Origin of the sequence: Archangium sp. (assembly GCF_036277355.1) — a bacterium.
GTDB lineage: Bacteria > Myxococcota > Myxococcia > Myxococcales > Myxococcaceae > Archangium.
The window spans coordinates 50081-69719 of the sequence record NZ_DASUNC010000141.1 but is presented as its reverse complement, the minus strand read 5'-3'; the positions used below and the strand labels follow the sequence as shown (position 1 = coordinate 69719).

Annotated in this window: 12 protein-coding genes; 2 read left to right on the top strand and 10 right to left on the bottom strand. The window is 70.8% G+C overall.

What is annotated here, in order from left to right:
• Positions 1 to 19: 19 nt before the first annotated feature.
• Complete coding sequence (locus VFZ09_RS34380; protein WP_329731975.1) at positions 20 to 901, top strand: sigma factor-like helix-turn-helix DNA-binding protein; 882 nt, start codon at positions 20 to 22, stop codon at positions 899 to 901.
• On the opposite strand, the gene VFZ09_RS34375 is transcribed toward VFZ09_RS34380, so the two are convergent.
• From VFZ09_RS34375 to VFZ09_RS34355, 5 genes are all read right to left on the bottom strand, one after another.
• Positions 873 to 1271 (bottom strand): twin-arginine translocase TatA/TatE family subunit, encoded by a 399-nt coding sequence (locus VFZ09_RS34375; protein WP_329731974.1) that lies wholly within the window; start codon positions 1269 to 1271, stop codon positions 873 to 875. The two genes, VFZ09_RS34380 and VFZ09_RS34375, sit on opposite strands and share 29 nt — an antisense overlap.
• Positions 1272 to 1313: 42 nt before the next feature.
• Positions 1314 to 1517: a twin-arginine translocase TatA/TatE family subunit gene (gene tatA, locus VFZ09_RS34370; RefSeq protein ID WP_329731973.1), complete on the bottom strand. Its 204-nt coding sequence runs from the start codon at positions 1515 to 1517 to the stop codon at positions 1314 to 1316.
• 116 nt (positions 1518 to 1633) lie between these two features.
• Positions 1634 to 2566, bottom strand: a complete 933-nt coding sequence (locus VFZ09_RS34365) for a hypothetical protein (protein WP_329731972.1) — start codon at positions 2564 to 2566, stop codon at positions 1634 to 1636.
• 227 nt (positions 2567 to 2793) lie between these two features.
• Positions 2794 to 3165 (bottom strand): hypothetical protein, encoded by a 372-nt coding sequence (locus VFZ09_RS34360; protein WP_329731971.1) that lies wholly within the window; start codon positions 3163 to 3165, stop codon positions 2794 to 2796.
• A gap of 382 nt (positions 3166 to 3547) precedes the next feature.
• Entirely contained in the window at positions 3548 to 4393 is an 846-nt protein-coding gene (locus tag VFZ09_RS34355) for a hypothetical protein (RefSeq protein WP_329731970.1), read from the bottom strand.
• A 92-nt stretch (positions 4394 to 4485) separates the two neighbouring features.
• Between VFZ09_RS34355 and VFZ09_RS34350 the strand changes: the two genes are divergently transcribed.
• A complete protein-coding gene (locus tag VFZ09_RS34350) occupies positions 4486 to 4872 on the top strand; it encodes an ACT domain-containing protein (protein WP_329731969.1) in 387 nt (128 codons plus the stop codon).
• A 1-nt stretch (position 4873) separates the two neighbouring features.
• Here the strand turns inward: VFZ09_RS34350 and rsgA are convergent, their stop codons facing one another.
• The 5 genes from rsgA to VFZ09_RS34325 all read right to left on the bottom strand — a co-directional run bounded on the left by rsgA (position 4874) and on the right by VFZ09_RS34325 (position 19636).
• Positions 4874 to 5974, bottom strand: coding sequence for a ribosome small subunit-dependent GTPase A (rsgA, locus tag VFZ09_RS34345; protein WP_329731968.1), 1101 nt, complete (start codon positions 5972 to 5974; stop codon positions 4874 to 4876).
• On the bottom strand, positions 5971 to 7299 hold the full coding sequence (locus VFZ09_RS34340) for a metallopeptidase TldD-related protein (protein WP_329731967.1): 1329 nt from the start codon (positions 7297 to 7299) through the stop codon (positions 5971 to 5973). Before VFZ09_RS34340 ends, rsgA begins: the two co-directional genes overlap by 4 nt.
• 15 nt (positions 7300 to 7314) lie before the next feature.
• Entirely contained in the window at positions 7315 to 8784 is a 1470-nt protein-coding gene (locus VFZ09_RS34335; RefSeq protein ID WP_329731966.1) for a TldD/PmbA family protein, read from the bottom strand.
• A 65-nt stretch (positions 8785 to 8849) separates the two neighbouring features.
• On the bottom strand, positions 8850 to 12584 hold the full coding sequence (locus VFZ09_RS34330; RefSeq protein WP_329731965.1) for an amino acid adenylation domain-containing protein: 3735 nt from the start codon (positions 12582 to 12584) through the stop codon (positions 8850 to 8852).
• Complete coding sequence (locus tag VFZ09_RS34325) at positions 12581 to 19636, bottom strand: non-ribosomal peptide synthetase (RefSeq protein WP_329731964.1); 7056 nt, start codon at positions 19634 to 19636, stop codon at positions 12581 to 12583. Before VFZ09_RS34325 ends, VFZ09_RS34330 begins: the two co-directional genes overlap by 4 nt.
• Positions 19637 to 19639 lie beyond the last annotated feature (3 nt).

Genomic DNA, 19639 nt, shown 5'->3' with positions numbered 1-19639 from the left:
TGTCGTGCTGGAGGTGCGCATGCCGTCCGAGCAGACCGAGTCCTTCCTCGCCCATGCGCCACCGGCGCTCGTCCCGGCGCTGCGGGCACATCCCGGCCTGGAGGCGGCGCTCGAGGGCCTCGTGCGGGAGGCGCGCGGTGCCTGGCCGCAGGTGGACCTGGATGCCGGGAGCTTCCTGGAGCACGTGGCGGGGCACCTGCCCTCCTCGGGCGAGGCCGGTGAGGTGCTCGCGGGCCTGCGCGCGGCGGATCTCTTCCTCGCCTTCGCCTGCCTGCGAGGTGACACGCGGGCATTGGAGGCACTCGACGCGCGGGTGCTGTCCCAGGTGGGGACATGGCTGCCACGCGAGCCGCCCTCCCGGGTGGATGAGCTGCGGCAGTTGCTGCGCCAGCGGCTGCTCGTCCCGGAAGGCGGAGCGCCACCGAAGCTGGCCACCTACTCCGGCCGCGGCCCGCTGATGCAGTGGGTGCGCGCGGTGGCGATGCGGCTCCTCGTGGACCAGCATCGGGCCACGCCTCGGGAGGTGCCACTGGAGGAGGCACCGGCGGCGCTCATGGCGAGCCTCAGCGTGAACCCCGAGCTGGCCATCATGCGCCAGCGGCACCAGGAGGACTTCCGCGTGGCCTTCCGCGCCGCGCTGGAGCGGCTGGAGGGCCAGGATCGCAACCTGCTGCGGCTGCACCACGTGCACGGGCTGTCCGTGGACTCGGTGGGGGCGGTGTACCAGACGTCCCGCTCCACGGCGGCGCGGTGGATCGTCCGGGCCCGGGAGCGGCTGCTGGCGCTCACCCGCGAGGAGCTGACCACGCGGCTGGGGCTGACGCCCGACGAGCTCAACAGCCTGCTGCGCCTCGTCCAGAGCCAGCTCGACGTCAGCCTGGCGCAGCTCCTGAAGGACTGACGGCGCCCGGCAGGGGCTCCACGCCGGGCAGGACATCCGTCACGGACGGAGGGGCGAGGCCCTGGGCGGTGCCGGAGACGGGCACGGGCTCGACCGGCACGTCCTTGTAGTGCAGGAGATGGCCCTCTCCCTTGCCCGGAGGCGTCAGCAGGGGCTGCGCCGGCGGCGAGGACGCCTTCTCGCGGTCGAGGTCCTGGTCCATCGTGTACATCTCGCGCTGCACCACGGAGCGGACCTCATCCGCCTGCCGGTGGAACTCCCGCAGGTACTTGCCCACGACTCGCGCGAACTCGGGGAGCCGCTGCGGTCCGAGGACGAGCAGCGCCGCCACCGCGATGAGGATGAGCTCGCCAGCACCGATGTTGAACATGATCCGATGGCTCCAAGGGCAATCGTCTGGGATTGTCGCGCCTCAGCCCCGATGGCTGGCGTGACGGGCGCCTACGGTCTCCTGGAGCTTCTTCTCCTCCTCGGAGGAGGCCTCGCCACTGAAGCCGCGCTTGAAATTGCGGATGGCGCTGCCCAGCGAGGAGCCCAGTCGCGGCAGGCGCGAGGCCCCGAAGAGGAGCATCAGCACCGCCAGGATCAACAGAATCTCGGACATCTTCAGACCCATCGCACGACTCCTCGAGACACCACGGCGAGACACCACGGCGATACCCCACAGCGGACAGCCTCCGAGGACCTGGTGCCCCGGAGGCCGTCTGAATCAGACACCCACCGCCGGCATCATCACCCGGTGATGGACTTGTAGCCGCGATCGCCTTCCGGATAGATGCAGTACGAGGGATCCGGCGTCAGGTTGGTGGCCAGGTGGTAGTAGGCCGAGGCGATGTTGTTGGCGGGGATCACGGGGTTGCTCTGGGACTTGTGGATGAGCCCGGCGTTGCGCTGCCCCTTGGTGTACTTGTCGAGGTTGCCGTTGAGGCCGAACTCCGAGAGCACCCACTGCTTGCCGGAGAAGTACTGGTTCATGAGGGGGACCATGCGCTGCAGGTCACCCGAGTTGTACCAGTCGTTGTAGCCGTAGACGTGCCAGCCGATGTAGTCGCACTTGCGCATGACATCCGCGGCGATGGCCATCCAGCGGCCGGGGTTCGCGGCGGCGGCGGGCGTGAGGCCCGGGCTGATGAGCTTGGCGTTCGGGAACACGCTGCGGCAGCGCGCGATGCACTGGTCCAGCCAATAGCGCCAGTTCCAGATGAGGTTCTCGTCGGTGCTTCCGCTCTGGCCGTACTGGTTGAGCCAGGCGCCGTTCGGCTCGTTGCCGATCTCGATCCAGATGCTGTTGCGCGCGTTGTACCAGGGGGTGATCTCGTTCTGGACCGCGTTGGGGTCCGGATAGAGCTTGTTCGTCCCCAACGAGTTGGTGCCATCGCCGGTCACCGTCCGGACGATGACGACGCGGGGGAAGGAGACACACCAGCCGATCTCGGAGCCCAGGTTGGGCATGCCCCAGCCGGTGACATACTTCATCAGGTTGTAGCCGCCCTGCGCGTAGCAATCCCAGACATAGTCCCGGTTGGGGGCGTAGGTGAGGACGGGGCCGTGCGCGCCCGGAAAGATATCGTGCGCCTCGCTGGTGCCCGGCAGCCCGGTGGCGGCCACCGCGGCGGCTCCCGCGGCCAGCTTTCCAAGGTCACGACGCGAAATTCCATCACTCATGGTCTTCTCCTTGTCACGGAATAGAAAAGAGGCTTCAAGAGCCGGATTCCGCCTCAGGAAGCGAAATCACGCAAAACGTTATCTGCCTGTCTTCAATTCCTGTCAAGAGCGGCTGATCCATTCCGCCTTCGCGCATGGAATGGATTTGTATTGCACAGCGAACAAAAGGGCTCCTGTCCCACCGGGACAGGAACCCTCGCGAAGACAATGATTGAGAGACGAGAGGCCTACGGCTTGCCGAGCAGCTCCCAGGCGTTGGTCCAGTTGCCATCCACCTGCAGCTGCACCTGCCGGTAGAAGCCCTCTCCTCCCACCACGTAGATCTCCAGGTTGTTGAGGTTGTTGTTCACCACCGCGGGCGCTCCCTGGATGGTGCCTCCCATCTCCACCCAGCCCGTCCACCCCGTCGTGGTGTGCTGCCAGATGTGGTGCGCGCCCTGCCTGTCATTGCGCACGAACACCTCGATGCGGCTGTTGGCATTCCTGCCCGCCGACGGTGCCGCCGTGAGCACTCCGCCCAGGTTGCCCCACGCCGACCACGCCGTTGCCGCCGTCGTCGTGTGCCAGGCATGCGCCATGGCGTTGTCCGAGCGCCGCACGTACACCTCCAGCCGCCCGTCCCAGTTGGTGCTTCACGTCCGTGGCGACGGCATCGATGCGCTGCGTCACCTCGTCGCTCGGCGGGAGCTCCGTCTCCCCACACGCGGCGGTGAACAGGGCCAGGAGGCCGGCAAGAAGGACTCGACTTCGCATGGGAGGAGGGCTCCGTCATCGGGGGCCCCGGGAAGAGGCCCACGTTCCATTGCCCGCGATGACGGACCCTCCTGATTTTCGTCCCATCCGGCCCGCGCTTTTTTCGCCGGGCCCGAGGAGAAATGGGCCCGTTCACCCAATCATGGGGCTCGCGGGCAACTCGAGGGCCGTGGCCCGAGCATCCTCCCTGGACTGGAGTTGCTCATGGGGCATCCCCGGGCAATGCCACTACGCGTCGAGGATGTGCTGGTAGAAGCGGCGCTGCAGATCGCTGAAGACCTTGAAGCCGGAGACGATCAGCTCGCGCGCCTCGTTCTCGGTGCGCGGGCCGGCGTAGAAGGCCAGCGCCTCGCGCAGCGCCACCATGCCCGCCTCGTAGTGGCGGTGCTCCACGATGGTGTGGAGCGACATCCACAGGTAGCGGTTCACCTCCACCTTCTTCGTGCCCTCCAGCTGCCGCACCAGCTCCGGGTAGCGCGTGCGCAGGTACGCGTCCACCACGTTGAACTCCTCGTGCGCGAAGAACTCCAGCCCGGTGTGGAAGCCGAGCGCCGCCATCACGTCGTCCAGCGTCCGCTCGGCGAAGAAGCGCGTGCGCGCCTCGGTGAGCAGCTCGGACACGCGCGGGGTGAGACGCTGCTCGGTGTCATAGTGCGCGGCCTTCAGGCCGAAGTAGTCCATCACCCCCCGGAGGAACTCCTGGGCCAGGTGCTGGTGCACGAGGTTGCGCGGGGACACGTGGTACTCGTCCGCCGCCGCCTCCGCCACGTACGCGGCGATGCGCGCGTTGCGCATGGCGCAGAAAGCCACCGGCTCGCTCCGGTCCAGGAACAGGCCCGGCGACAGGTGGATCAGCCCCGCCAGCAGCGGCACCCGCGCGGCCAGGGCGTCGTTGAAGAGCAGGAAACGGTGCAGGAACTGCACGAGCTGCGCCTCGCTCTGGATGCCCTCGAGGATCGCTTCCAGCTGGCGCTTGTTGGAGGAGCGCTCGATGAGCTGGAGGATGTCCTGCTCGATCGGGCTCGCGGCTTCCGCCCCGGTCATCGGCGATACCAACGACACTGCCTGGCTCATGCTCCGCTCTCCGTTCCCGCACCGGTCGCGACGAGCAAGCAGCATACCCGTCAATAACCGCCAATCATGGGAAAACATGATAGCATGACCCGATGCCGAGCATGCAGACCCTTCGAGTCCTGCCGGAAGATTACGCGCTGTGTCGGATGGAAGGGAACGCCCCCTGGCCCGCCGCCCCCGAGGGGCCGGGTTTCTACTCGGCCACGCGCACGGGCAAGGAGCTGTCGGTGATGTGCCCCTCCCACGCCGCGCCCGCGGGAGCCAGGGTGCAGACCGGCTTCCGGTGCCTGGAGGTGGAAGGGCCTTTCGAGTTGACGTCGGTGGGCGTGGTGGCCTCGCTCACGGCGCCGCTGGCCCGGGCGGGCATCAGCGTCTTCGCGATGTCCACCTTCGATACCGACTACCTCCTGGTGAAGGAGGAGACGCTGGAGGCCGCCATCCGGGCCCTCGAGGGAGACGGACACAAGGTCCGCCGCTGAGCTACGCCTCGTCCTCGCCCTCGTCCCACGAGCGCCTGCGCCGGCCCGGCTTCTCCTGCTTGGGCGCGCGCCGCTGCGTCTGCTTCTGCTGCTGCTGTTGGCGCTGCCGCTCCAGGTGCGCCTGCTCGCGTTGCAGCTTCAGGTAGCTGTTCCAGCGCGCCTGCTCCAGCTCGCCCATCACCAGCGCCTGGCGTACGGCACAGCCGGCCTCGCGCTCGTGGCCGCAGTCCCGGAATCGGCAGGCGGCGATCAGCGCGGTGACGTCGGCGAAGGTCTGGGAGAGTCCCTCCTCCGCCTCCAGCAGCCCCAGCTCGCGCATGCCGGGCGTGTCGATCACCAGCCCCCCGGTGGGGCGGACGACCAGCTCGCGGTGCGTGGTGGTGTGCTTGCCGCGGCCGTCCTCGCGCAGCTCCTGGGTGGCGCGCGCATCCTCCGGCAGCCAGCGGTTGACCAGGGTGGACTTGCCCACGCCCGACGAGCCCGTGAGCGCGACGGTGCGGTTGCCGGCCAGGTAGGCCTCCAGCTCCTCCACGCCCTGCCCCGTGTGGCTGCTGATCGCATGCACCGGCGCGTCTCCGGAGACCCGCCGCACCTCCGCGAGCAGGGCCTCCACGTCCTCGGCCAGGTCCGCCTTCGTCAGGACCACCACGGGCCGGGCGCCGCTGTCCCACGCGGCCACCAGGTAGCGCTCGAGGCGCCGCGGGTTCAGGTCGTGCTCGCAGCCCATGAGCAGCAGGACCCAGTCCATGTTGGCGGCGACCACCTGCTCCTGCACGGCCCGGCCCGCGGCCTTGCGCCGCAGCACCGAGCGCCGGGGCAACATCCCGTGGATGACGGCCGTTCCCTCCTCGGGGCGCCCGGTGAGCACCACCCAGTCCCCCACCGCCGGCCTGGAGCCGAGCCCCTGCTCGAGCTCATGCACCAGCCGCCCCGTGAGCACGGCGTCCCACGCGCCCGAGGCCGTGTAGACGGAGTAGGCGCCCCGGTGCTCGGCGGCCACGCGGCCCAACACGTCGCCCTCGCCCTCGTGGGCATTCCAGAGCGCCTGGACCGCCTCGTCGAAGCCGTAGGGCGTGAGGCCCACCGCGTCCACGGGCTTCATGAGCCGCTCCCCTGCGCCCCCGAGCACGCCATCACCGGCAGCAGCGCGTAGGCCGGGCCGTGGTACGGCAGCTCGCTCATGGCCGGGTTGCCGTAGTCCGAGGCCAGCTCCGATGCCAGCTCGGCGTCCGCGAGCACCGTGACCGCGTTGCCTCCGACGCTGCCGCCGCGCACCAGCAGCCGCTCCCCTCCCCGGTGCAGGTAGCCGAGCCGCAGCTCGCCGGAGAAGTCCTTGGACTCGTTGTCCGGCAGCAGGTTGGAGAAGTCGAGCACCTCCAGCACCGGCCCGTCCTTCAGCGCCGCCCGGAGCAGCTCCTCGCGCGAGCGCGTGCCGCCCTCCACGTGGAGGGAGCGCATGCCGCCCGTCCAGGGGAAGCCGGTGAGCGTCGCGTACTTCGTCGTCGTGGCCAGCGCCACCACGCGGCCATCGCGCACCACGTCGAAGGGGCGCAGCGCCACGCCTTCCTCGTCCAGCGCGGAGCGGCCCAGTCCCCGGATGGGGCTGTTGGCCCGCACCGTGACGCCCTCGGGGCCGAAGCGCTCCCCCGTCTTCAACCGGGAGATGCCGTGGTGCACCGACTCCGCCTGCAGATCGAACGTCGCGGCCCGGAAGAGCTGCGCCACCGCGTTCGCGTGCAGGAGGACCCGGTACTGGCCCTGGGGCACCAGCACCGCGGCCGGCAGCTCCAGCAGTTCCTTCGCCGCCCGCTCCACCTGCTCCGCCAGCTTCACGTCCTCCAGGAAGCAGCCGTGCCGCAGGAAGAAGCGCTCGTGCTCCGCGGTGGTGACGGAGCCCTCCAGGTAGAAGTCCGTGGACTCCGTCCGCACGTCCAGCCCGGCACTGGTGGTCACGGACTCCTCGGAGTGCCCCAGGAAGAGCTCCAGGTGGCCCGGCACCAGCGAGCGCGCCGCCAGCGAGCGGCAGGCCTCCAGCCAGTGTCCGGACAGCTCGTCCATCGCCACGTGGGTGGCTCCTGCGAGCCGTGCATCGAAGCAGTGCCGGTTGTCCGGCGCGTGCTCCGACGGCCCCGGAAAGGACCACGCCGGGTTGCGCGAGCGCGCCATGTCCACGAGCGCCTCGAGCAGCTCCCGCCACCGCGAGCTCCCGGGCGTCAGCCGCACCTTGGCGTGCCCCCGCGTCCCGTCGTCCTGATCCCTCAGGACCTCCACGTCGAACGTCTCCCGGGCCACCGTCCGCCGGGCCTCCCGCCGCGTGCCCGCGTAGTACAGCTCCAACTGGCGCCGCCGCTCTCCCCTCACCCGCCACTGGGAGATGCGCCCCGCCTTCCGCGCTTCCTCGAGGAAGCCCACCAGCGACTCTCGCATGACGTTCCTCTCGTCCTAGCCCAGCCGGGCGCGCAGCAGCATCGCCGGCCCGCCGCAGGTGGTCTTCACGAATTCCTTGTAGCCCTTCCCGCAGTACCCCATCCCGTCCGACTCGAAGTCGCGCCCCACCATCCGCACGCTCGAGAGCAGCTCCGGCAGGTACCCCGTGAGGATGACCGGCCCGAAGCACTTGCCCGTGAAGCGCCCGTCCTGGATCTCCAGCGCCACCGAGCCCTGGCACTGGATGCCCCAGCCCTTCGGGTCCTCCATGCCTCCCAGCGGCATCCGCAGGTAGAAGCCGTACTTCACCGCGGCCACCATGTCCTCCAGGCGGCTCTCGCCGGGGACGATGTCCGTGTTCGTCATGCGGACGTAGGCCTTGTGCAGCGGAGACTGCCGGCGGCCGTTCGAGGACGGACGGAAGCCCAGCCCCTCCCCCGAGCCCCGGGCGGAGATGGGCCGCGACAGCACGCCCTTCTGGATGATCGGCGTGGCCGTGGCGAGCGTGCCCAGGTGATCGAAGAAGAAGCTGCCGGAGCGTCCCGGCTCGGCCGCGGAGTCGCGCAGCTCCACCAGCGGACTGCCGAGCGTCTTGCCGAGGTAGTTCACCGCCCGGGCGCGGTTCTTCTCCAGCATGTCGGACTCGGAGCCGTGGCCGAAGGCCTCGTGGGCGATGAGCCCGGCCCACTCGCCGTCCACGATGACGTCGTACTCGCCGGGAGTGAGCGGCTCGGCGCGCGGCACCTGGTCGAGCGCCTGTTCGAGCTGACGCCACGTGTACGGGTGGATGGCGGCCTGCTCGAAGCCGCCCTGCACGTCGCGGCCGGCACGGGCCTGCACCAGGCGGCCTCCCACGCCAGGGACGAGGATGTAGACGGCGCGCGTCACCCGCGAGAGCTGCTGGCGCATGCGCCGGTTGGAGCTGACGAAGAGCTCCACCACCTGCGTCTCGCGGTAGGCCGTCACCACGCGCTGGGCCTTGGGCGCCAGCTGCCCGGCCCGCTCGAAGTCCGCGCGGAGCCGCTCCAGCTTGCGCTGCAAGGGCACCTCGTGCAGCGGCTCCCGCACGTCCACCGCGAAGTCCGCCGAGCACGGCTCCCCATCCAATGCCATCCCCGTGGCGGGAAGGGACTCCAGCTCCGGCCGCAGCTCCTCGAAGCCGCGCTCCAGCAGCCCCAGGTCGTCCGAGGCCCACTCCACCACCGCGCTCCCGTTCGTCACCGAGAGCACGAAGCTGCTGCCCGTGAACTCCGCCGGGAAGGGCGCGCCCGCGACGATGCGCTCCTCGGCCGCCTCCTTGTCGATGGTCAGCCCGTCACACTCCTGCACCAGCACGCTCGCGCGCAGGTGCGGGAAGCGCGCCTCGAGCTCGCGGATGCCGGCTCGCGCCGCCCGGTCCACGTCGTTCCAGGGCACCGATGAACGGACCAACCGCGGTGGGGCGAACGGCTCGTCCGGGCCCATGCTCTTTCCTGGAGGGGACATGCGCTCTCGTTCCTCGGGAGATGACCCCGCGCCCACCGGGGCACGGAGGGTGGAGCATATACGCGTCAGCCGAAACGGAACCCGTCGAATGGACGCGCCGGCTCCTGAATCCGTTCAGCCGCCACGAGGAAATCCAGCCGCTCCAGCGGCTCGTCCGGCCGTTGTGTCGCGCTGTTCACAAGAGTCCGCAGGCGCTCCACCATCAGCTCGATGGTGGCCGGCTCGTACAGCGCGCTGTCGTACTGGAGCCGCCCGCGCAGCCCGCCGTTCCGCTTCTCGAACTGGAAGGACAGGTCGAAGAGGCTGATGCCGAACGACCACTCCTCCTGGTGCATGAGGACCCCGGGCCCCAGCTCCTGCACCAGGGGCTGCTCCTCCTGCAGCAGCACCCAGACGTCGAAGAGCGGATGCCGATCCGGATGGCGGGGGCCACCCAGTTGCTCCACGAGGGCATCGTACGGGTAGTCCTGGTACGCGTAGGCGTCGACGGCCGTCTGGCGCACCCCTTCCACCAGCGTGCGCAGGCTGGCCTGGGGATCGAGCACGTCCCGGAAGACGACGGTGTTCACGAACAGGCCGATCTGCTCCTCCAGCTCCACCGCGCTCCGCCCCGCCACCGCCGAGCCGATGGAGATGTCCCGCTGGTGCGTGTAGCGGTACAGCAGCACCTTCACCAGGGACACGAGGACGACGAAGAGGCTGCTGGAGGTGGACTCGGCCAGCCGGTTGAGGGCCTCGTACTCGGCGGGGCCGAGGTCGAAAGAGTGGAGGGTGCCGCGCCCCGAGGGCGGAGAGGACCGGGGATGATCGATCGGCAACGCGAGCGGCTCCGCCGGCCGGGCGAGCTTCTGGAGCCAATACGCGCGGTGGGCTTCGAGCGAGGGGCTCGCCAGGAGCTGCTGACGCCACGCGCTGAAGTCGCGGTACTGCACGGGCAGGGGCGCCAGCGGCGACGGGAGGCCCGAGACGCGTGCGGCGTAGAGCGCCCGGAGCTCCTTCGTGAGGACGGCGAGCGACCACGAGTCGCAGATGACGTGGTGCAGGTTCAACGCCAGCAGGAACCGCTCGGGGCCGCAGCGGATGAGGTGGGCGCGGAAGAGCGGGCCGCGCGCCAGATCGAAGGGCCGGTGCGCATCCTCGCGGGCCAGCTCCCGGGCCGCGGCGAGGGGATCGGCCGCGGAGGAGCAGTCCCGGCGCTCCAGCCGGAAGTCCTCGCCCGTTCCCACGCGCTGGCGCGGCTCCCCGCCCACGAGCACGAGCGTGGTGCGCAGGGACTCATGGCGCGCCACCAGGTCCCTCAGTGACTGCTCCAGGGCCTGCTCGTCGAGGCGGCCCTCCAGCACGAAGGCCAGCGGCGTGTTGTAGATGCGGCTGTCCCCTCGCGACTGATCCACCAGCCACAGGCGGCGCTGCGCGTCCGACATGGGATGGTGCGGCGCGTCCGGGATGCGGGAGATGGGCGAGGTGGAGCCGCCCCCGTGCGAGGCCCGGGCCGCGAGCTGTTCGGCGATCTGCTCGATGGTGCGGTGGACGAAGAACTCCCGGACGGACAGCTCCACCCCGAGCTGCTGGCGGATGCGGGACAGGGCGCGCATGGCCTTGAGGCTGTGCCCGCCCAACTCGAAGAAGTCGTCCTGCACGCCGAAGTCGTCGGTGCCGAGCACCTCCTGCCAGATCTCCAGCAGCACCCGCTCGCGCTCGTCACGCGGGGCCACGGCGGGCGTCTCCTGCGAGCGGGCCGGCTCCATGGCCAGCAGCGCGCGGCGATCCACCTTGCCGTTGGGCGAGCGCGGGAGGGCCTCGCACAGGATGACGCGCGAGGGCACCATGTACGAGGGCAACCGCTCCTCCACGAAGCGCTTGATGTCGCCGGGGGTGAGGTGCGCCTCCGGGTACGGTACGGCGAAGGCCACCAGCGCCACCTCGCCGGCCGACAGCGGGCGCGCCACCACCACGCCCTGTTGGAGGCCCGGGTGCTTCGCGAGGCACGACTCGATCTCACCGGGCTCGATGCGGAACCCGCGCACCTTCACCTGGCGATCCACCCGCCCGAGGAAGTCCAGGTTCCCGTCCGGGCGCTGCACCGCGCGATCTCCCGAGCGGTACATCCGCGTCACGGAGGGCAACGGGGGCGGCCCCTGGAAGAAGGGGTCCGTCAGGAACTTCTCCGCGTTCAGCTCCGGGCGGGCCACGTAGCCGCGCCCCACGGCGAAACCCGCGATGCACAGCTCGCCCGCCACGCCCACCGGCACCGGGTTCAGGTGACGATCGACGAGGTAGTAGCGCAGGTTCACCATCGGCTTGCCCACGGTCGGCGGAGGCACCGTGGCGCCCGCGGGGCACTCCAGCCAGGACTGGAAGATGGTCGCCTCGGTGGGGCCGTACACGTAGAAGAGCCGCCGCCCCGGCGCCCAGCGGTCCACCAGCTCCTGCGAGAACAGCTCGCCGCCCGTGACGATCAGCCGCACCGAGGGGAACGCCGCCGGCTCCAGGCTGCTCATCACCGACGCCAGCAGGAACATCACCGTCACCCGCTGCTCGGCCACCCACTCGGTGAGCAGCCGCGGGTTGCGCGTCATCTCCTCGTCCACCAGCACCAGGCACGCACCCGAGGTGAGGCAGGCGAACATGTCCCAGACGGACACGTCGAAGCTCAGCGAGGAGAACTGGAGGACGCGATCCTCCGGCCGCACCCCGAAGGCCTCCGCCGTGTCGCGGATGACGTTCACCAGGCCCCGGTGCTCGATCATCACGCCCTTGGGGCGACCAGAAGAGCCAGAGGTGTAGATGACGTAGGCGAGGTCATCCGGGCCTCCCGTTGTGGGCGCTGGTGCCTCCCCTTCCTCATCAGGCCCGTCCTCCGGCCCGAGCTCCAGGATCGGAAGGTCCGTGCCCGCGAAACGCTCGCGCAGGTGGGGCTGCGTGAGCAGCGCGGCGCCCCGCGTGTCCTCCACCATCATCTGAAAGCGCTCGGGGGGATAAGCCGGATCCAAAGGCACATAGGCGCCGCCCGCCTTGAGCACCCCGAGCACCGCCACCACCATCTCGATGGAGCGCTCGAACGCGAGCTGCACGCGCACGTCCGGCCCCACGCCCAACCGCCTCAAGCGCCGGGCAAGCGCATCCGCCCGCCGATTCAACTCCGCGTACGAGAGCGTCCTCGTCCCGGCCACGATCGCCGGAGCGTCCGGTCGCAACGCCACCTGCTCCTCGAAGAGCGTGTGGATGCGGCGCTCCGGCAGCGCGCCCGCCGTCTGGTTCCACCCGAACACCTGCCGCTTCCACTCCTCCGCGGTGAGCAACGGAAGGCGCGAGACCGGCAGTTCCGGGGACGTCACCGCGCCCTGGAGCAACACCTCCAGGTGCCTGCCCAGCTGCCGGGCGCCCTCCTCGTCCAGCCACTCCCGCGAGGACAGGCAGCGGATGCGCGCCTCGCCGCCCGCCGTGTCGAGCTCGAAGCGGAGATCCACCTGCTCCGGGGAGAGCCGCTCCACCAGACGCCGCTGGGCCCAGCTCGAGCCGTGCTCCTCGAAGGCCACCTCCAGCGCCACCGCCTCGCCCGTCACGAGCGCCCGCGCCTGGTGCGCGAGCCCTCCGAGATCCGGCTCGGCCGAGAAGTCCAGCGTCAGCGGCGAACCGCCGAGCCGCACGGCGAAGGACTCCTGGTCCGTGTAGCGGTGCAGCAGCGCCACCAGGCCCGCCGAGACCCACGCCCCGACCCCGAGCCCCTCACCCTCTCCGGCACGCCGGAGGCCCTCCACCAACGTGGGCTGAAGAACGAACCCGGCACGTGCCTTCATCCTCTTGCCTCCCTCGATTCCGGGGCCCGGGTGCGCTCACCGAGCGGTTGCTCCGCCCCGTTCGTCATCTCGTCGAGCACGCGCAGCAGCTCCTCCACCATCCGCTCGATGCTGGAGCGGCGCCACAGCTCGCTCTTGTACGTCAGCAGTGCTTCCACGCCGTCCGGCCGCTCCTCCAGCGCGAGCACGAGATCGCACGTGGTGATGGCCTGGGTGGGGACACGCAGGTGCGTGAGTGGCTCCACGCGCGGGCCCTCCGTGGTGGCCGGGGACGCGGACGCGGGCATGCGCTGGAACGTGAGGAGCGCTTCGAAGAGCGTGCCTCGATCCAGGGTCTTCTCCTGTGCCAGCCGCTCCACCAGCGCCTCGAAGGGAAGCTCCCGGTGGGCGAAGGCCCCGAGGACCTTCTCTCGGACACGGGCCAGCAGTCCGTGGGCGGACAGCTCCGGCTCCACCTTCGTGCGGAGGATCACCGTGTTGACGAGCAGGCCCGCCACGCCCTCCAGCTCGGGCCGGGCATGTCCGGCCAGCAGGGTGCCCACGCGGATGTCCTGGCAGCCCGAGAGCCGGTGCAGCAGGAGCTGGAAGGCCGCGGTGAAGACCATGAAGGGAGTGCAATCCTCGCGGCGAGCCAGCCGCCGGACACCCGCCACCAGCGCCTCCGGAATGTGGAAGGTGTGCTCGACGGGCACGAAGGCCTGCCGCGCCACCCGAGGCCAATCCATCGGGAGCGTCAGGGGCGGCAGCTCTCCACCCAGTTCCTCGCGCCAGTAGGACAGCGAGCGCTCGAAACCACCGGACGCCAGCATGTGCCGCTGCCAGCGCGCGAAGTCTCCCGCGTGGAGCGGCGCCTCGCCCATCTCCGGAGCCCGGCCCTGGGTACGTGCCCGGTAAAGCGCCAGCAACTCGCGCACCAGCAGCCCGAAGGACTCGCCGTCCCCGATGAGGTGGTGCATGGACACCAGCAGGGCGTGCGCGTCCTCACCCAGCCGCAGCAGCCGGACCCGCCACAGCGGCCCCTCCGCGAGCGCGAACGGCTTCGCGTGCAGTGCCTGGGCCTCGCGCTGGATGGCGGCATCGTGCTCCGCCGCCTGCGTCGTGGAGAGGTCTGCCTCGGTGAGGGGAACCGGCGCGCCACCCGGGGGCCATGCGACCTCCGCGGCCCCGTCCCGGAAGCGCGTGCGCAGCGCCTCGTGACGGTCCATCAGGTCGCGCACGGCGGCCCGGAGCGCCCCGGCATCCAGGGGACCCCTCAGCCGCAGGCCGTACAGCATGTGGAACGCGGTTGAGCCGGGGAGATGCTGCTCCACCCCGAGGATCTGCTCCTGGGCGCAAGACAGAGGCGTGCGGGTGCGCTCCTCGGCGGGAGCGCGGGTGATGGGACCCGACAGCCCCTCCTCCACGGAGGGTGCCGCCTCGAGCACCTGCGCGAGCCGCCGCACCGTCCGGGCCTCGAAGAGGGCTCGCAGTTCCAGCGGCCGGCCCAGCGCATCCCGCAGACGCGCCGCCACCCGCATGGCCTGGATGGAGTCACCGCCGAGCTCGAAGAAGTCGTCGTCGCGCCCCACGCGCTCCACCCGGAGCACCGCGGTCCAGACCTCGGCGATCAGCTCCTCCAGCGTCGAGCGGGGACGCTCGCCCACCGGCTCGCCCTCGTTCGGGACCAGACCCGCCAGGGCGCGGCGATCCACCTTGCCGCTGGCGTTCTTGGGAAGCGCCGCCACCCAGACGAAGCGCGAGGGAATCATCCAGGCCGGCAGCCGCTCCACCAACCTGTTCCGCAGCGCCTCCGGGCCGGGGCGCATGCCCTCGCCGGGTACCAGCAGGGCCGTCAGCCGCGGCTCGCCACCTTCGCTCGCCACGGCCGTGACCGCGGCTTCGAGGATGCCCGTGACGGCACCGAGCACACCCTCGATCTCCGCCGGCTCGATGCGGTAACCGCGAATCTTCAGCTGGGCATCGCGGCGCCCGAGGAACCCGAGGTTCCCATCCTCGCGCCAGCAAGCCAGGTCCCCGGTGCGGTAGAGCCGCTCGCCCGAGTGGAACGGGTCCGCCACGAAGCGCTCGAGGGTCAGCTCCGGCTCGCCCACGTAGCCGCGCGCCAGGCCGGGGCCTCCGAGGTACAGCTCCCCGGGCACGCCCACCGGCACGGGCTGGAGCCGCTCGTCGAGCAGCAACACCCGCATGTTGTCGATCGGCCGGCCAATGGGCACCTCGCCGCCCGGGTCCTTCCCGAGCACGATGGACGTGGCCACGACGGTGGCCTCCGTGGGGCCGTAGTTGTTGACGACGGTGAAGGGCACGGCGCCCAGCGGGTGGAGCGTCTCGCCACCGGTGAGCAGCACGAACTCCCGGGGGAGCGCGGCGGCGCGCGGACGGCGCACCAGCAGCTCCGCCACCCGCGTGGGCACGAAGGCATGGGAGACCCGGGAGGCAATCCACAGCTCGAGGAGCGCGTCGGCGTCACTCCGAGCCGCCTCGGGCAACAGCACCAGGCAGCCGCCCGTGAGCAGGGTGGGCCAGATCTCCCAGACGGACGCATCGAAGCCCACGCTGGCGAACCAGGTCGTCCGGCTGTCGGGCCCGAGCGAGAACGCCCGCTGGTGCCAGCGCACCAAGTTCATCACGCCCCGGTGCTCCACCATCACGCCCTTGGGGTGGCCGGTGGAGCCGGAGGTGAAGATGATGTACGCCACGCGCCGATCCGGAGCAGTACGGGCCTCCTCGGAATCCGCCGGCACGTGAGTCCCCGCTCTGGATGGCGCCTCGGGCACCTCGTCCTCGCCCAGGACGATCCGCGCACCGCAGCTCTCCACCATCGCCGCGAGCCGCTCGGGCGGCACACCGCGCTCCACGGGCACGTAGGCCGCGCCACACTTCAGGATGGCGAGCATCCGCTCCAGGAAGCCCACCGTGCGCCCGCCCACCAGCACGGCCCGGTCCCCGACCCCGAGCCCCCACGCCGTCCGCAGCGTCTCCGCGAGCGCCGAGGCCCGCGCATCCAGCTCGCGGTAGCTGAGCCGGAGGTCACCCGAATCCACGACGATCCGCTCCGGCGTCCGGGCCACCTGCGCCTGGAACTCGCCGAGCAGCGTCTCCCCGTCCCTCCGCGGCACCTGCGTGCGGTTGAGCTCCACCAACACCGTGCGGCGCTCGTCCTCGGGTAGCAGCGCCAGCTCGCCCACGGGCCGCTCCGGCGCGCGCACCGCGTCGGCCAGCAGCGTGGACAGGTGCCGAGCCATCCGCTCCATCCGCTCCGCGCGGAACAGGCCCGTGTCGTACTCGAGCGTCAGCGCGAGCTCGCCGGCACCGGTGTCGGCGAAGGCGAACGTCAGGTCCACCTTGCTGATGTCGTAGTCCACCATCCGGCGCCGGGCGGAGAGCCCCACGCCCAGCTCCTGGACGTCACCAGCCACCAGCGGATCCACGTCCCGCCCGTCGAGCGTGATCATCACGTCGAAGAGCGGATTCCTGCCGAGATCGCGCCCGACCTGCAGCTCCTCCACGAGCAGATCGAACGGGTACTGCTGGTGCTCGTAGCCGCCCAGCACGGTCTGCTTGACCTGCTCGAGCAGCGCCGAGAAAGGAGCACCGGGCTTCACGTCTCCGCGCAGCAGGAGGGTGTTCATGTAGAGGCCGACCTGATCCTCCAGGTCCGGGTGCACGCGGCCGGCCACCGGCGTTCCCAGGAGCAGCGACTCCTGCCCCGTGTAGCGGTACAGGAGCGCCTGCACCGCCGCGGTGAGGAACATGAAGAGGCTGGCACCGACACGCTGACCGGCGGCGCGGATCTCCCGGCTCAGCTCCGGCGCCAGTTGCGCCCGGACGACACGGCCCTCGAAGCGCCGGCTCGCGGGCCGGGGGAAGTCCGTGGGCAGCATCAGCGGCTCGCGCGGGCCAGACAGCTGCTCCATCCAGTACCGCCGCTCCGACTCCCAGGCGCCCTCGCGCAGCGCGGCCTCCTGCCACGCCACGAAGTCACGGTACTGGATGCGCAGCGGCTTCAGGCCCGGATCACGGCCCTCGCGCCCGGCCGCCAGCCCGTCCAGCATCTCGCGGATGAGGCGGGCCGCGGACCACCCGTCACAGGCGATGTGGTGGATCTGCAGGCCGAGCACGTGGTGCCCCTCGCCCAGGCGGTACAGCGTGGCGCGGAACGGCGGATCCGACTCCAGCGCGAAGGGCCGCTCCGCCTCGGCACGCAGCGCCCGCGTCAGGGCCTGCTCGGGGTCGGACGAGCCACCCAGGTCCTTGCGCTCCAGGGAGAACGCGGAGGCCGGCAGCACGCGCTGCATCAGCTCGCCGGCCACTTCGCCGAAGCAGGTGCGAAGCGACTCGTGCCGCTCCACCACCCGGCGCAGGGCCGCCTCCACCTCGCCGTCGCCGAGCACCCCATCGAGCTCGTACGCGTCCGGCAGGTTGTACGCGGCACGTCCCTGCCCGCGCAGCCGCTCCAGGATCCAGATGCGCCGCTGGGCGTGCGAGGCCGGGTAGGACGCGGCGTCGGGCACGGGATCGATGGGCCGCACCCGCTGCTTCTCCTTGTGGCGCAGCACCTCGGCGAAGCGGCGGATGGTGGGGTTCTCGAAGAGCTCGCGCAGGCCCACCTGCACGTCCAGCGCCTGCTGGAGGCGGAGGACGATCTGCACGCCCAACAGGCTGTGCCCGCCGAGCGCGAAGAAGTCGGCATCGAGGCTCACCGGTCCGCTGCGCAGTTCCTCCTCCCAGACGGAGGCGACCAGGGCCTCCACCTCGTCACGCGGAGCCTCCCGCTGCGCATCGCTGGCGGAGACGGAGGGCGCGGGCAGCCGGGACCGGTCCACCTTGCCGCTTGGCAGCAGCGGCAGCTCGCCCAGCACCACCACGTGCGAGGGCACCATGGCGGACGGCAGCACACGCGCCAGCGCCTCGCGGAGCGCGGCCGGAGACTGCCCACCGTCCGTCACGGCGTAGGCCACCAGCTCCAACTCCTCGCGCGCGTTGGGGCGAGCCACCACCACGCTCTCCTTCACGCCGGACAGCCGCCGGAGCGCCGCCTCCACCTCTCCGGGCTCCACGCGGTTGCCGCGGATCTTCACCTGCGCGTCCCGCCGCCCGAGCAGCTCCAGCTGCCCATCCGGCGTCAATCGGCCCATGTCTCCACTGCGGTACATGCGCGCGCCAGGGACGAACGGATCCGGGACGAAGACCTCGCGCGTGAGCTCCTCGCGATTCAGGTACCCGAGCGCCACGCCCGGGCCGCTCAGGCAGATCTCCCCCGCCGCGCCGTGAGGCAGCAGGCGCAGCTGGCGATCCAGGATGCGCACCCGGGTGTTCGTCTGCGGGAAGCCCACGCGCCCACCATCCGTCGCACCGAGCGCGTAGTCGTAGGCGGTGGCGCCCACCGAGTTCTCCGTGGGGCCGTACTCGTTGATCAGCCTCGTGGAGGGCAGCAGCCGCTGGTGCCGCTGGATCAGATCCAGGCTGCTGCGCTCACCGGCGATGGTGATGACCCGGAGCTGCTCGCGGAAGGGCTCCAGGTGCTCGAGCAGCACCCGGTAGTGGCTCGGGACGAGCGTGAGGTTCGTCACCTCGTGGCGGCCGACCAGCTCGCGGATGAGCGGAACCTCGAGCCGCGCCTCGTCCGGCAGGAGCACCATGCTCGCCCCGGACAACAGCATGGAGAACAGATCCGAGACCGAGCTGTCGAAGCACAGCGGGGGGATCTGCAGCAGGACGAAGCTCGAATCGAAGCGGTAGTAGGCGAGCTTCCAGTCCAGGTAGCTCAGGATGGCGGCGTGGGTGATGCACACGCCCTTGGGCTCGCCGGTGGAGCCCGAGGTGTAGATGACGTACGCGAGATCCCGCGGCCCCACCTGGACCGGAACGTAGTCCGGGGGAGCGGGAGGAACGGGCTCCACGTCCAGGGCCATGACCGCGCCGTCGAAGCCCTCCACGGAGAGCAGGAGCGGGGCCTCGGTGAGCAGCAGGCGGCAGCCGCAGTCGCGCAGGAGGAAGCCCACGCGCGCCGGAGGAATGCGCGGATCCACGGGGACGTAGGCGGCGCCGGCCTTGAGGATGCCGAGGATGGCCACCACGGGCAGGTCCGACTTGCCCATGAGGATGGCCACGCGGTCTCCCCGGCGGATGCCATGTGCGTTGGCCAGATGCGCGGCGAGCGCCTCGGCGCGCTGGTCGAGCTCCGCGTAGGACAGGCGAGTCCCGTCCGAGATGACGGCGATGGCCTCGGGCGTGCGAACCACCTGGGCGCGGATGCGCTCCACCAGGGTGCTGGGGGACGGGTCCTCGTGGAAGTCCCGATTGAAGTGCTCGAGGAGCGTGGTGCGCGACGCCGGCCGCACCACGTCGAACGAGGCCAGCTCCACCTTCTCCAGCGAGGAGGCCTGTCCCCAGGCGGCGAGGACGTGCTCCAGGTTCGCCAGCAGCTCCTCCACGAACCAACGGGCCAGCGCGTCCGTGGTGAAGGAAGCCCGCACCACCGGAGCACCACTCGCGGGAACGTCCAGCGTCAGCGCCAGGGCAATGCCCTGACCCGGCGTCACGGAGGCATGCAGCTTCGCATGGGCGAGGCGCACGTTCGACCACGCGCGCTCCGCGGCGCCAGCGGGGAGCAACGCGGCGGGCACGCCCTGGTGCTCGTAGGCGTCGACGATGGCCTGATCCGTCGCGATCACCAGCTCCCGGGCGTTCTTCACCGGGGCCAGGGAGAGCACGAGGGGAAGTCCGTCCTTCCACTCGGAGTCCGCCCCTTGCAGCGGCGGAATGGAGGTGACGCAGGTCTCACTGTCCTCGTACCGCGAGAGCAGCAACGCCGCCGCCGCGTGGAAGACGACGAAGGACTCGAGGTCCCCGCCCTGGCTGATCTTCAGCAGCGTGTCCGTGGCGCCCTGGCCGAGCGCGCGCTCCATCTGCTGGCGCGGACCCGCCTCGCGCGAGCCGGCATCCGGAGGAGGCCCGTTCAACACGAAGCCGTCACCGGCGTGCTTCAGGGACTCTTTCCAGAACTCCACGGACCGGTGATGCAGCAGAGCGCTGGTGCCCTGTCGCGCCATGGC

Bases quoted from the DNA above. Each gene is read 5' to 3' on its own strand.
- VFZ09_RS34380 (WP_329731975.1), top strand. From the start codon at position 20: ATGCCGTCCGAGCAGACCGAGTCCTTCCTCGCCCATGCGCCACCGGCG.
- VFZ09_RS34375 (WP_329731974.1), bottom strand. From the start codon at position 1,271: ATGTTCAACATCGGTGCTGGCGAGCTCATCCTCATCGCGGTGGCGGCG.
- tatA (WP_329731973.1), bottom strand. From the start codon at position 1,517: ATGGGTCTGAAGATGTCCGAGATTCTGTTGATCCTGGCGGTGCTGATG.
- VFZ09_RS34365 (WP_329731972.1), bottom strand. From the start codon at position 2,566: ATGAGTGATGGAATTTCGCGTCGTGACCTTGGAAAGCTGGCCGCGGGA.
- VFZ09_RS34355 (WP_329731970.1), bottom strand. From the start codon at position 4,393: ATGAGCCAGGCAGTGTCGTTGGTATCGCCGATGACCGGGGCGGAAGCC.
- VFZ09_RS34350 (WP_329731969.1), top strand. From the start codon at position 4,486: ATGCCGAGCATGCAGACCCTTCGAGTCCTGCCGGAAGATTACGCGCTG.
- rsgA (WP_329731968.1), bottom strand. From the start codon at position 5,974: ATGAAGCCCGTGGACGCGGTGGGCCTCACGCCCTACGGCTTCGACGAG.
- VFZ09_RS34340 (WP_329731967.1), bottom strand. From the start codon at position 7,299: ATGCGAGAGTCGCTGGTGGGCTTCCTCGAGGAAGCGCGGAAGGCGGGG.
- VFZ09_RS34335 (WP_329731966.1), bottom strand. From the start codon at position 8,784: ATGTCCCCTCCAGGAAAGAGCATGGGCCCGGACGAGCCGTTCGCCCCA.
- VFZ09_RS34330 (WP_329731965.1), bottom strand. From the start codon at position 12,584: ATGAAGGCACGTGCCGGGTTCGTTCTTCAGCCCACGTTGGTGGAGGGC.
- VFZ09_RS34325 (WP_329731964.1), bottom strand. From the start codon at position 19,636: ATGGCGCGACAGGGCACCAGCGCTCTGCTGCATCACCGGTCCGTGGAG.